The organism is Brevundimonas sediminis, from assembly GCF_048799765.1.
Classification (GTDB): domain Bacteria; phylum Pseudomonadota; class Alphaproteobacteria; order Caulobacterales; family Caulobacteraceae; genus Brevundimonas.
In genome coordinates this window covers 1-10,597 of the sequence record NZ_JBLYQK010000052.1, presented here as the reverse complement: position 1 = coordinate 10,597, position 10,597 = coordinate 1, and the positions used below count along the sequence as shown (strand labels likewise).

Annotated in this window: 14 protein-coding genes; 7 read left to right on the top strand and 7 right to left on the bottom strand. The window is 70.5% G+C overall.

What is annotated here, in order from left to right:
• On the bottom strand, nucleotides 1–291 hold a 291-nt coding region (locus ACLQ7T_RS15685; RefSeq protein ID WP_420480238.1), incomplete at its 3' end, for a hypothetical protein.
• 312 nt (nucleotides 292–603) lie between these two features.
• Here ACLQ7T_RS15685 and ACLQ7T_RS15680 point away from each other — a divergent pair.
• Nucleotides 604–1,077, top strand: a complete 474-nt coding sequence (locus ACLQ7T_RS15680; protein WP_420480237.1) for a MarR family winged helix-turn-helix transcriptional regulator — start codon at nucleotides 604–606, stop codon at nucleotides 1,075–1,077.
• 6 nt (nucleotides 1,078–1,083) lie between these two features.
• Here ACLQ7T_RS15680 and ACLQ7T_RS15675 read toward each other — a convergent pair whose 3' ends face one another.
• The 3 genes from ACLQ7T_RS15675 to ACLQ7T_RS15665 form a co-directional block, all read right to left on the bottom strand.
• Nucleotides 1,084–1,269 carry a hypothetical protein gene (locus tag ACLQ7T_RS15675; protein ID WP_420480236.1) on the bottom strand — a complete coding sequence of 62 codons (186 nt, stop codon included), beginning with the start codon at nucleotides 1,267–1,269 and terminating at the stop codon, nucleotides 1,084–1,086.
• 80 nt (nucleotides 1,270–1,349) lie between these two features.
• Nucleotides 1,350–1,724 carry a response regulator gene (locus tag ACLQ7T_RS15670; protein WP_420480235.1) on the bottom strand — a complete coding sequence of 125 codons (375 nt, stop codon included), beginning with the start codon at nucleotides 1,722–1,724 and terminating at the stop codon, nucleotides 1,350–1,352.
• A gap of 101 nt (nucleotides 1,725–1,825) precedes the next feature.
• Nucleotides 1,826–2,740: a LysR family transcriptional regulator gene (locus ACLQ7T_RS15665; protein ID WP_420480234.1), complete on the bottom strand. Its 915-nt coding sequence runs from the start codon at nucleotides 2,738–2,740 to the stop codon at nucleotides 1,826–1,828.
• Between the two features lie 101 nt (nucleotides 2,741–2,841).
• Between ACLQ7T_RS15665 and ACLQ7T_RS15660 the strand changes: the two genes are divergently transcribed.
• From ACLQ7T_RS15660 to ACLQ7T_RS15650, 3 genes are read left to right on the top strand one after another with little or no spacing between them, the layout of a single operon-like run.
• Nucleotides 2,842–4,032 carry an MFS transporter gene (locus ACLQ7T_RS15660; protein ID WP_420480233.1) on the top strand — a complete coding sequence of 397 codons (1,191 nt, stop codon included), beginning with the start codon at nucleotides 2,842–2,844 and terminating at the stop codon, nucleotides 4,030–4,032.
• A gap of 20 nt (nucleotides 4,033–4,052) precedes the next feature.
• Nucleotides 4,053–5,144, top strand: a complete 1,092-nt coding sequence (locus ACLQ7T_RS15655) for an alpha/beta hydrolase (protein ID WP_420480232.1) — start codon at nucleotides 4,053–4,055, stop codon at nucleotides 5,142–5,144.
• Nucleotides 5,141–5,626 carry a (R)-mandelonitrile lyase gene (locus tag ACLQ7T_RS15650; RefSeq protein WP_420480231.1) on the top strand — a complete coding sequence of 162 codons (486 nt, stop codon included), beginning with the start codon at nucleotides 5,141–5,143 and terminating at the stop codon, nucleotides 5,624–5,626. The genes ACLQ7T_RS15655 and ACLQ7T_RS15650 overlap by 4 nt, the downstream gene beginning before the upstream one ends.
• Before the next feature lie 123 nt (nucleotides 5,627–5,749).
• On the opposite strand, the gene ACLQ7T_RS15645 is transcribed toward ACLQ7T_RS15650, so the two are convergent.
• Complete coding sequence (locus tag ACLQ7T_RS15645) at nucleotides 5,750–6,616, bottom strand: SDR family oxidoreductase (protein ID WP_420480230.1); 867 nt, start codon at nucleotides 6,614–6,616, stop codon at nucleotides 5,750–5,752.
• Nucleotides 6,617–6,721: 105 nt separating this feature from the next.
• On the opposite strand from ACLQ7T_RS15645, the gene ACLQ7T_RS15640 reads away from it, so the two are divergent.
• The gene (locus ACLQ7T_RS15640) at nucleotides 6,722–7,606 is read left to right on the top strand and encodes a LysR family transcriptional regulator (protein ID WP_420480229.1); all 885 of its coding nucleotides are present in this window, start codon (nucleotides 6,722–6,724) and stop codon (nucleotides 7,604–7,606) included.
• Between the two features lie 4 nt (nucleotides 7,607–7,610).
• Here the strand turns inward: ACLQ7T_RS15640 and ACLQ7T_RS15635 are convergent, their stop codons facing one another.
• Nucleotides 7,611–8,339, bottom strand: a complete 729-nt coding sequence (locus tag ACLQ7T_RS15635; protein ID WP_420480228.1) for an anti-sigma factor family protein — start codon at nucleotides 8,337–8,339, stop codon at nucleotides 7,611–7,613.
• The gene (locus ACLQ7T_RS15630; protein ID WP_420480227.1) at nucleotides 8,336–8,893 is read right to left on the bottom strand and encodes an RNA polymerase sigma factor; all 558 of its coding nucleotides are present in this window, start codon (nucleotides 8,891–8,893) and stop codon (nucleotides 8,336–8,338) included. Before ACLQ7T_RS15630 ends, ACLQ7T_RS15635 begins: the two co-directional genes overlap by 4 nt.
• A gap of 50 nt (nucleotides 8,894–8,943) precedes the next feature.
• On the opposite strand from ACLQ7T_RS15630, the gene ACLQ7T_RS15625 reads away from it, so the two are divergent.
• Both ACLQ7T_RS15625 and ACLQ7T_RS15620 read left to right on the top strand, forming a co-directional pair.
• A complete protein-coding gene (locus ACLQ7T_RS15625; RefSeq protein WP_420480226.1) occupies nucleotides 8,944–10,236 on the top strand; it encodes a S8 family serine peptidase in 1,293 nt (430 codons plus the stop codon).
• Between the two features lie 93 nt (nucleotides 10,237–10,329).
• Nucleotides 10,330–10,597, top strand: a 268-nt coding sequence (locus tag ACLQ7T_RS15620) for a hypothetical protein (protein WP_420480225.1), incomplete at its 3' end; no start/stop codon positions are given.

The following is a 10,597-nucleotide window of genomic DNA, read 5'->3' as shown; positions in this document are numbered from 1 at the left end:
GGGCTCGGGGTCCGGGTCCGCCGCCGGGTCCCGCGCGGGAGGGGCGACCGCCGCGCTGACCGCCGGCCGGCCGCGATGCCGCTGACGCGCCTGCCAGAAGCGCAGGGCGATCATGCCGGCCCGGCCCAGCCGGCTGAATTTCTCGATGTCGTCCGCGCGGAGGGCCGCCTCCATGGCGTCCTCGAAGGAATCGAGGGTGACGTCGGGATCCCCGCGATCATAGACCAGCCGCGGCTCCGCCTCCGCAGTCCGGTGGTCCGGCTTCGAGGGGATATCGGGCGTCGCATCCATCCGTTGATTGTGCCACGGCCGCCCCCCGACCCCGGACGTTTGACGCTGGCCCGACCGGTTCCGGCGACCGAACAAGGGGTTGGGCGTCCGGATTGCGGGGATTTGGCCGCCGCCGCCGGCCCTCCGCCTCCTTGCCGCGGACCGCGCGTCGGGGTCGCCGGCGAGCCTGCGTCGGCCAGCGCACAATCTGCAAAGGAATCAACGCTGTAAGGTAGTGCGCGGGCGAAAAACCACCCTGACCTGAAAGCGCGGCGGGCGGTTGAACCTTTGCCGCATTGGCGCTCTGTATCGGACCGGAATGCGGATTTTTTGATGCCCTACGATTTGAGAGAGGCGCTGCGCCCCGAGACCGAGCGCGCCGCCCACGAGTTGAACGCCGCCTACAAATTGGTCCTGTCCGCCCGGCGCTGGAGGGCGCGGGTGACGGAGATTTTCCGGCGTGAAGGCTCGTCCGACAGCGAATTCTCGGCCCTCTACCACCTCGCGGCGGCGCCGGCGGGCCTGAAGCAGAGCGAGCTGGCGGAGCGTATGGGCGTCTCTGGCCCGACGTTGACCCGGCTGCTGGACGGGCTGGAGGCCCGGGCGCGGATCCATCGCGGGGAAATCATCGGCGACAAGCGGTCCAAGCTGATCACCCTGACCGCGATCGGCCGGGACGCCGTGCGCGACCTGGATCCACTGGCGCGGGCGCTGCGCGAGGACATCTTCGCCGGCTGCACCGATGCGGAAGTCATCGCGTTCGAGCGGATGCTGGACCGGATTCTGGAGCGCAGCGGCACGCCCTGAGCGGGGTCAGTGCAGGCCGGAGGACCCCGATCCACCGCCCTCGGCCGCCCGGCGTCGGCGCAGGATGTCGGACCAGTGGTCGGCGAGCACCAGCAACCCCTGACGACGGGTGTCGTCGGTTTCGGCCACGGCCTCGGCGATCAGCTGGGACAGTTCGGCACGGACTTCAGACGGGGGCTTCAGGGGCGGCATACGGGAGATAACGCCCCTCCCCCCGGGTCGGGTTTCAGCGGCGCCGCAAAGAAAAACCCAGTCTTATCCGCACGGAACGGTCATCCCCGCGCCCGAATCATCTGATCGACGTGCCCGATCAGGGTTTCGCGCGAGAAGGGCTTGAGCAGGGTTTCCTCGGCTCCGAAGGCCCGCGCCGTCTGCAGCAGATAGCTGCCGTCCAGAACCCCGCCGGCCGAGATCGCCAGGATCGGAAACGCCCGCCCCGCCTCGCGCAGGGTCAGGATCGTCTCGAGCCCGTCGCGGTTGGGCATGAGGATGTCGAGGATCATCAGATCGACCGGCTCGGCCTTGACCAGCGCGGCCGCGGCCACGCCGTCGCGGGCGGTCAGGGTCTCATGCCCCGCCCCGGTCAGCACCGCCGAGATAAAGTCCAGAACATCGGGATCGTCGTCCACCACCGCGATCCGCGCCATCGGCCCCTCCTGTAAAGCCCCTTCCCCCGCAGACACGGTCCCGGCTCCCGCCCTGATTGTCAACTTGCGGATGTGGCGGGCGCCGGCGAAGCGGGGCGGCTTCAGCGGGGACCCGCGCCGGCCTCTCCGCCCCGGTAGCGCAGGGCGTCGACGATGATCTGGAACGCCAGCAGGTTCTGCCGGCGGCTGGGGTAGTAGAGGAAATAGCCGTCGAAGCGCGGCGACCAGTCGTCCAGCACCAGTTCAAGGGCGCCGGTCGCGAGATGGGCGTCCGCCATGCTGTCGGGAACGTAGGCGATGCCGAACCCGGCGAGGGCGGCGTCCACCTGCGCATAGGCGTTGTTGAAGGCGAGTTGACCGTCGACGCGCACGCGCAACGCCTCCCCGTCCTTCTCGAACTCCCAGGCATAGAGGCCGCCCGAGCTTTCCTGACGGGTGTTGATGCAGCGATGCCGAACGAGGTCGCGCGGGTGTTCGGGACGCCCCCGCTCGGCCAGATAGGCGGGAGAGGCCACGGCCACCAGCCGCCAGTCGGGACCGATCCGCACGGCGATCATGTCCTTCTCGACGCTCTCGCCCAGACGGACCCCGGCGTCGTAGCCGTCCTCGACAATGTTGCGGAAGGCGCCGTCCAGCAACAGCTCGACCCGGATGTCCGGATAGGTCCGGAGGACGGCCTTCAGCCGGGGCCAGACGACCGTCTCCAGCGCATGGTCCGACAGGGTCAGGCGAATGGAGCCCGACGGCGTGTCGTGGAGGGCCGTCAGGGCGGCGATCTCATCCTCGATCTCGCCCATCCGCGGGGCGATGGTCTGCAGCAGCCGCGCGCCCGCCTGGGTCGGGGCGACGTTGCGGGTCGTCCGGGTCAGCAGGCGGATGCCCATCCGGGTCTCGAGCTGCTTGATGGCGTGACTGAGCGTCGACTGGGCGATGCCGAGCCGCGCCGCCGCCCGGGTGAAGCTGCGCTCCTCGGCCACGGCCTGGAACCAGGTCAGCTGATTGAAGTCGGTTCGCATCGAACGCCTCCCGCGTCCGGCAGTTTAATCGATCTGATCGATAAGACCATGCCGATTGGACCGTCTAATCGTGGAGACGCGTCAGAACTAGCTTCCGCTCCATGACCACCGAAGCCTCCGCGCCGACGCTTGCCGACACACCGACCGCCGCCTGGGGCGCGGTCCTGTCGATGGCCCTGTGCGTCGCCCTGCTGATCGCGTCCGAGTTCCTGCCGGTCAGCCTGCTCACGCCGATGGCGGCGGGTCTGCACGCCACTGAAGGACAGACGGGGCAGGCGATCTCGATCAGCGGCCTGTTCGCAGTTGTCGCCAGCCTGCTGGTGACCACCGTCGCGGGGCGGCTGAACCGGAAAACGGTTCTGGTGGCGATGACGGCCTTGATGCTGGCGTCGCTGGTGCTGGTCGCCGCGGCGTCGAACTTCACCATCCTGATGGTCGGGCGCGCCCTGCTCGGCGTCTGCGTCGGCGGCTTCTGGGCGCTGGCGACCGCCGTGATCATGCGGCTGGTCCCGTCGGAAGCCATGCCCCGCGCGCTCGCGATCCTGTACGGCGGGCAGGCGATCGCCGCCGCCTTCGCCGCGCCGATCGGCAGCTATCTGGGCGGAATGTTCGGCTGGCGCGAGGTGTTCTGGGCACTGACCCCGCTGGTGGCGGTCAATCTCGTCTGGCACCTGACGGCCCTGCCCTCGCTCCCGGCCCGGGACCGGCAGGACTTCGGGGCCATGCTGGCCCTGTTGCGGCGGCCGTATTTCCTTCGCGGCCTGACGGCGTCGATGCTGTCCTGGGGCTCCGCCTTCACCATGTTCACCTATCTGCGCCCCTTCCTGGAGGGGGTGACGGGCGCGGATGTCGGCCTGCTGTCCCTGCTCCTGCTCGCGCTCGGCATGGCCGGCTTCATCGGCACCTGGGCAGCGGGCCGCTTTGTCGGCCCCGAGATCGCTCCATTGCTGAAGACGCCGGCGCTGATCATGGGCGGGGCGACCCTGGGACTGCTGTTGCTGGGCCGCTCCTGGCTCGCCGTCGGCGTCCTGCTGGCCGTTTGGGGCGCAATGAACACCGGCATGTCCGTAATCTGGATGACCTGGATGTCGCGCAACGCCGGCGACGCGCCGGAAGCGGCCGGCAGCCTCATGGTGGCGGCGATCCAGACCTCCATCCTGCTCGGCGCCGTGATCGGCGGCTGGCTGCTGGACGGCCTGTCCATCCAGGCGACCTTCGCCGGCAGCATCATCCTGGCGCTCGCCGCCATCGCCCTGATCGGTGACGGCCGTCGCCTTCTCAAACCGCAATGACCAAGAACAAGGAGCCTCGAATGCCCTCGGACACCTCCACTGAAACCACCCCGGCCCTCGGCCTCGGCCGCCGCGACCTCCTCGCCCTCGGCGGCGCGGGCGCGACCGCCCTGGCCGCCGCCGCCCTGATCACCCCCGACACCGCAAAGGCCCGGACCATGACCACCGAATGGGACAAGACCTTCCCGAAGAGCGACGCCGTGGACCACCGCAAGGTCCAGTTCCCGACCCGCTACGGCGTCACCCTGACGGCGGACCTGTACACGCCGAAGTCCCTCCCGGCGGGTCGCGCCCCGGCCATCGTCGTCAGCGGCCCGTTCGGCGCGGTGAAGGAGCAGTCCTCGGGCCTCTACGCCCAGACCATGGCCGAACGCGGCTTCGTGACCCTGGCCTTCGACCCGTCCTTCACCGGTGAGAGCGGCGGCGAACCGCGCAACATCGCCTCGCCCGACATCAACACCGAGGACTTCAGCGCGGCGGTCGACTTCATCGGCCTGCTGCCGACGGTGGATCGCGAGCGGATCGGCGTCATCGGCATCTGCGGCTGGGGCGGCTTCGCCCTGAACGCCGTCGCGGCCGACAAGCGGGTCAAGGCGGTCGTGGCCAGCACGATGTACGACATCTCGCGGGTCAGCGCCCACGGCTACAACGACAGCGTCCCGCTGGAGCAGCGCACGGCGATGCTGGAGCAGATCAGCCGCCAGCGCTGGGTCGACGCCGAAGCGGGGGCCCCCGCCTACGGCCCGATCATGAACGAGCTGCACGGCGGCGAGCCGCAGTTCATGGTCGACTATCACGCCTACTACCGGACCCCGCGCGGCTTCCATCCCCGCGCCGTCAACTCGAACGGGTCATGGACGCGGACCAATGCGATGTCGTTCATGAACGCGCCGCTCCTGACCTACATCGCCGAGATTTCTCCGCGCCCCGTGCTGCTGATCCACGGCGAGAAGGCGCACTCGCGGTACATGAGCGAGACCGCCTATGCGGCGGCGGCCGAGCCGAAGGAGCTGATGATCATTCCGGGCGCCAGCCACACGGACCTGTACGACCAGGTGGACATCATCCCGTTCGACCGGCTGACGGCCTTCTTCCGGGAGCACCTGGCATGAGCAAGTCGCTGATCGCGGGCGCGGCGGCCCTGGCCGCGGTTCCGGGCGCCGCCGCCGGCGAGGATCCGGTGACCCGGATCACCCGCAAGGCCGAAATGCAGGTCATTGAGGGTTCGCCCGAGACCTTCACCGGCCGCGTCACCATCACCGGCCTGTTCCAGCGCGAGGCGCCGGCGCGGGTCGGCGGCGCCATCGTCCACTTCGAGCCGGGCGCCCGGACCGCCTGGCACCGGCACCCGCTGGGCCAGACCCTGATCGTCACCGAGGGCGTGGGCTGGACCCAGGTCGAGGGCGCGCCGCGGCTGGAGTTCCATGCCGGCGATGTCCTGTGGTGCCCGCCGGACCAGAAGCACTGGCACGGCGCGACCCCGCACGAGGGCATGACCCACATCGCCATCCAGGAAAGCCTGGACGGCTCGCCGGTGACATGGCTGGAGCCTGTGACGGACGAGGAGTATCTGGGGACCGGGGCCGCGGATTGAGCGGGCCCGCGCTCGATCCAGCCCGACCAGCGGCGTTCCAGGGCCAAGATGACCCGCCGAAAGGGCGGAGGCGCCAGACGCCTCCGCCCCGCAGGCCGGTCGAACGCCAGCCCTGGACCCGCATCATGCGGATGCGAGCCGGGTGGCGAGTTCGCGATAGGAATGCAGCGGCCGCCCCAGCATTTCGACGAGCCGCTCGCGGTCGCCCGGATTCGGCACCATGCCGTCGCTGACATAGCGCTCGGCCATCAGACGCATCTCATAGGCCATCCACCGAGGCATGAGGCCGGCCATGTTTTGCTCGAACCCGCTGGGGTCGTCGCCGGCATAGTGGACCGGACGGCCCAGAACCTCCGACCAGAGCGCGGCCACGCCGGCGCCCGTCAGAAGATCCGGACCCACGACGTTGATCGTCTCGCCCGGCAGTTTGCCGGGCGCCGTGTCACGGCGGATCAGTTCAATCGCCGCGACTTCGGCGATGTCCCGCGCATCGACCATGGCGACGCCCCTGCTGCCGATGGGCATGGGATAGACGCCGTGCTGCACGATGACGTCCTTCACCATGACCTCGTTGTCGATGAAGTAGGTGGGGCGCAGGACGGTGGCGCCGAAGCCCATCTGATCCAGCATCCGCTCGGCGCCGTACTTCACGGCGAAGTGCGGCACATTCACCGCCCGGTCCGCGTCGAACACGGACAGATAGACGACCCGCTCCACACCGGCCTCCCGGGCGATGTTCAGAGCCACCAGCGCCTGGGTGAATTCATCGCCGGACACGGCGTTGAGCAGAAACAGGGTGCGGACGCCCTCGAACGCCGTGCGCAGGGCGTCAATGTCCAGCAGATCACCCCGCGCGACCTCGACGGCGCCCGGGAAGTTCGCCCGGGCGGGATCACGGGTCAGAACGCGGACCCTGGCGTTGCGCTGGATGAGTTGATCAACGAGGTGGCGGCCGACGCGGCCGGTGGCGCCGGTGACAAGAATGGTCATGAGGGTCTCTCCTTTGGCTTGCCCTTGCTGGCGAGCCACAAATGAGCGATCCACATTCGGACCAATAGGCTGCAAATCTGAACCCAGCGTCTCACTGGCGGAACAATGGACCTCCTCGCTCTCGCGGACTTCATCCTCGTCGCCCGTCATGGCGGGTTCGGACGCGCGGCCCGCGCGTCGGGCCGGCCGAAAGCCACCCTGTCCCGTCGCGTTTCTGAACTGGAGGAAGGCCTGGGTCTGCGGCTGTTCGAGCGGGGCGCGCGGGATATCAAGCTGACGGAAGAGGGCCGGACCCTGTCACAGCGCGCCGGGGCCTTGTTGACGGAGCTGGCGGAAACGACGGCCGCAATCGCATCCGGCGGCGAACACCCCCGCGGGTCTCTGCGGATCAGCGCGCCGCTTCTCTTCTCTCAGACCGCCATGGGTCGCCTGGCCGCTGACTTCGCGCTCCGGTTTCCGGATGTCCTCCTGGAGGTCAGCACGGATGATCGCGCCGTAGATATGATCGAGGAGGGCTACGACCTCGTGATACGGGTGAACCCGGCCGCCGACGCGACCCTTGTGGGACGGCCCTTTCTTCACGACCGGTTGATGGTCGTCGCCAGTCCGTCCCTGTCCCGGTCGGATCGTGACCCGGCGCCCGCCGTCGTGCGAGGTGACGATGCCGCCACAATGTGGAGCGTCACCACCGGCGACGCTTCGGCGCCAATGGCAGTGCGGCCGGTGTTGCGGTTGTCGTCCCTGATCATGATCCGGGACGCTGTCCGCGCCGGCGCCGGAGCGGCCCGCCTGCCCGCGTCGCTGGTCAGCCGCGATGTGACGGCGGGGCGGTTGGCGCATTGGGGGGACATCGAGGGCCCGGAGATCGTCCTCTGGGCGCTTTACCCGACACGCCGCCTGCTCAACCCCAGGGTCTCGGCCTTCCTTGATCTGCTGAAGCAGGCGTTTCCGCACGGGACGCCGGACGATCTCGCGGCCTATCTGGACTGAACACCTAGCGCCAGCCGGCGTCGCGGGCGCGGGCTTCGGCCAGGGCGTCCGCCGTCTGCCCGACGATCGCGGCGTCCACCGCGGTCAGAACGGGCTCCGGCGTGTCCGAACTCGCGGTGCGCACCTCGCCGCCGGCCGCGCCCAGCGGCGCCAGCACCCGCACGGCCCAACCGTCGCCCTCGCGACAGGCGAGGCCGGCCAGGCCGGCGTTCGCAGCCTGGAAGGTCCGGCACCAGCGCTGTTCGCCGTCCTGGAAGGTCACCCCCACGGCCCGGCCGTCGCTGTCCGGACCTTCGGACGCCAGCCGGTCGTCGAGCACCCGGATCAGCCCGGCATCCGCCAGGCCGCCGTCCCGCGACACGCGCAGCCCGTCGCCCTCCCGGCCCAGCATCGGTCCGATCAGCACGCCTCCGACGAAGGCCGCCGCCGCCAGCCCCGCCCAGGCGACGGCCCGCTGGGGCGAGAAGGCGTCGACAACCCTCCGGCCAAGCCCCGCAAGGGGCGAGGCGGCCTTGACCGGCCCGGACGAAATCAGCCTGGCCAGCTCGGCGTCGCGGGGATCGACCGCCGCGGGGAAGGCCTCGCGCGCCGCGGTTCGGACCCGCCGAAGGGCCTGCATACGCTTCGCCAGACCCGGGTCGGTCAGGGCGCTCGCCTCGAGACGGGCGGCCTCGTCGGGCGACAGCTCGCCGTCGCTCCAGCGCATCAGGGTCTCGTCGTCAAAAGCGGTCATCCCGTCACTCCTTGGGCGGCGAGGGTCTGCATCAGGGATTGCCGGCCGCGCACCAGACGACTGGTCAGGGTCCCGGCCGGGACGCCCAGCACCTCGGCCGCCTCGGCGTAGGAAAGCCCCTCGATCAAGACCAGGGCCACGGCGTGCTTCTGGTCATCCGGCAGGGCGTGGATGGCGTCGCGCGCGGCGAGGGCGTCGGCGCGCAGGGCCTCGTCCGCCTGGGCGGCGTCGGGCACGTGGGCGGTGCTGTCGTCCTCGGACGAGACGACGCGCCCCCAGCGCCGGGCCGAGCGGCCTTCGTCGATGGCGATCCGTCTCATGATTGTGAAGGCCCAGCTGTCGAGTCTGGTCCCGACCCGGAATTTCGCCCGCGCGGCCAGCGCCCGTTCGACGGTCTGCTGGACCAGGTCCTGCGCGTCCGCATCGCGGGGCCGCAGCACCCGAGCAAAGCGGCGAAGACGCGGAAGAATCTCCACAAGCCCCGTCTGAAAATCGTCCAAGCGCGTTCCTCGTCCATGCGGGATGAAACGACCGGGCCCAGACGTTTCATCCATGGCATATCGAGAACGGAACGCCGCCTGAGACAAGGGCGGATCGGAGAAAGATGAACGTGACCGTGCGGAATCGCCTGGCGGGTGTGATTGCAGCGGGGCTTCTGGCCGTCGCCGGGCCCGCGTGGGCGCAGATCGGCCCGGTTCAGACCCCGACCCTGCCGGGCCTGCCCACCGGGGCGACCGACCGGATGCCGCTGCTGGGCGAGGTGGAGCGGCGCGCGAACGAGGGGCTGGATCGCGCGCTCCAGGCGCCGTCGCGACTGACCCGGCTGATCAGCCGCTCGGGCGGGCGGCTGGAGGCCGATCCCTCCGGCTGGCCGGTGGTCCGGGGGGAGATCGTCGCTGTCGACCTGTCGGACCCTGCCCGGGAAGAGGCCCTCGCAGCGGGCTTTTCCATACTGCGCGAGGAGCGGCTTGATGCGCTGGACCTGACGGCGCTGGTCCTTGCGCCGCCCCGGCGGATGGCCCTGGCGTCGGCCGTCGAGCGGCTCAGGCGGATGGACCCGCAGGCGGACATCACCTTCAACCACGTGCACGCCCCGGCGGGGGAGGTCGGCGAAGGGCGCGGCGGCGTCGCGGCGGCGGGACCGCAGGACGCCGGCGCCCGACTGGGCCTCATCGATACGGGGGTCGAGGCCACCCATCCGGCCCTGGTGGGCGCGGCGATCACGCAGCGCGGGTTCGCCGGACCGCCCCGCATGGGCGCGCACGGCCTGGCCGTGGCCTCATTGATGGTCGGGCGCAGCGGCGCCTTCACGGGCGGAGCTCCCGGCGCGGCGTTGCGGGTGGCGGACATCTACGGAGGCGACCCGGCCGGAGGCTCTTCCACCGCCCTGGCGCAAGCGCTCGCCTGGATGGTTGAAGGCCGGGTCCCGGTCGTGAACGTCAGCCTCGTCGGACCGCGCAACGCCCTTGTCGAACGGGCGGTCGCACGGGCGCGGGCGCGCGGCGTGACTGTGGTCGCCGCGGTCGGCAACGACGGCCCCGCCGCCGCGCCCCTGTTTCCCGCATCCTATGAAGGCGTGATCGGGGTGACCGCCGTCAACGCCCGGAACCAGGTCCTTCCCGAGGCCGGCCGGGGCGACCAGGTGGACTTCGCCGCCCCGGGCGCCGACATGGCCGCCGCGGGACAGGCAGGAAGCTGGACCGCCGTGCGCGGCTCCTCCTTCGCCGCTCCGATCGTCGCAGGCCTGCTGGCGCGGGACGGTGAGGCGGCGCTGGCGCGTCAGGCCATCGATCTCGGCGCGAGGGGCCGTGATCCGATCTTCGGCGCGGGTCTGGTGGGCGTCGAGGCCCGCGTGGAGCCCCGCGCCATGGGAGCGCGAGGCCGGCTGGCGCGCTGATCGGAAAAAAATCGCGGCGCGGGGATGAAACGCATCCGACCGGTCGTTGGACCCTGCGAGGGCGACATGCCCGGGACATGCAGGAGACTGACAATGAAGAAGACCCTGATGATGGCGACCGTCGCCTTTGGCCTGGCTCTGGCCGGCGCGTCACAGGCCCAGGTGCTGGGCGGATCGGGCGGCCTGACGGGCGGTCTGGGCGGCAATGTCGGGGGGCAGGTCGGCGGCCTGACCGGCGGCGTCGGCGGCCATGGTTCGCTGACCGGCGGCCTGACGGGCGCCGTGGACGGCTCCCGTCTGCGTGACCGCACGACCGACACCCTGACCCGCACCGAACGCCGGGCCCAGCGGGCCCAGGCCC

Coding starts and splice junctions, on each gene's coding strand:
- ACLQ7T_RS15680 (WP_420480237.1), top strand. CDS start 604: ATGCCCTACGATTTGAGAGAGGCGCTGCGCCCCGAGACCGAGCGCGCC.
- ACLQ7T_RS15675 (WP_420480236.1), bottom strand. CDS start 1,269: ATGCCGCCCCTGAAGCCCCCGTCTGAAGTCCGTGCCGAACTGTCCCAG.
- ACLQ7T_RS15670 (WP_420480235.1), bottom strand. CDS start 1,724: ATGGCGCGGATCGCGGTGGTGGACGACGATCCCGATGTTCTGGACTTT.
- ACLQ7T_RS15665 (WP_420480234.1), bottom strand. CDS start 2,740: ATGCGAACCGACTTCAATCAGCTGACCTGGTTCCAGGCCGTGGCCGAG.
- ACLQ7T_RS15660 (WP_420480233.1), top strand. CDS start 2,842: ATGACCACCGAAGCCTCCGCGCCGACGCTTGCCGACACACCGACCGCC.
- ACLQ7T_RS15655 (WP_420480232.1), top strand. CDS start 4,053: ATGCCCTCGGACACCTCCACTGAAACCACCCCGGCCCTCGGCCTCGGC.
- ACLQ7T_RS15650 (WP_420480231.1), top strand. CDS start 5,141: ATGAGCAAGTCGCTGATCGCGGGCGCGGCGGCCCTGGCCGCGGTTCCG.
- ACLQ7T_RS15645 (WP_420480230.1), bottom strand. CDS start 6,616: ATGACCATTCTTGTCACCGGCGCCACCGGCCGCGTCGGCCGCCACCTC.
- ACLQ7T_RS15640 (WP_420480229.1), top strand. CDS start 6,722: ATGGACCTCCTCGCTCTCGCGGACTTCATCCTCGTCGCCCGTCATGGC.
- ACLQ7T_RS15635 (WP_420480228.1), bottom strand. CDS start 8,339: ATGACCGCTTTTGACGACGAGACCCTGATGCGCTGGAGCGACGGCGAG.
- ACLQ7T_RS15630 (WP_420480227.1), bottom strand. CDS start 8,893: ATGGATGAAACGTCTGGGCCCGGTCGTTTCATCCCGCATGGACGAGGA.
- ACLQ7T_RS15625 (WP_420480226.1), top strand. CDS start 8,944: ATGAACGTGACCGTGCGGAATCGCCTGGCGGGTGTGATTGCAGCGGGG.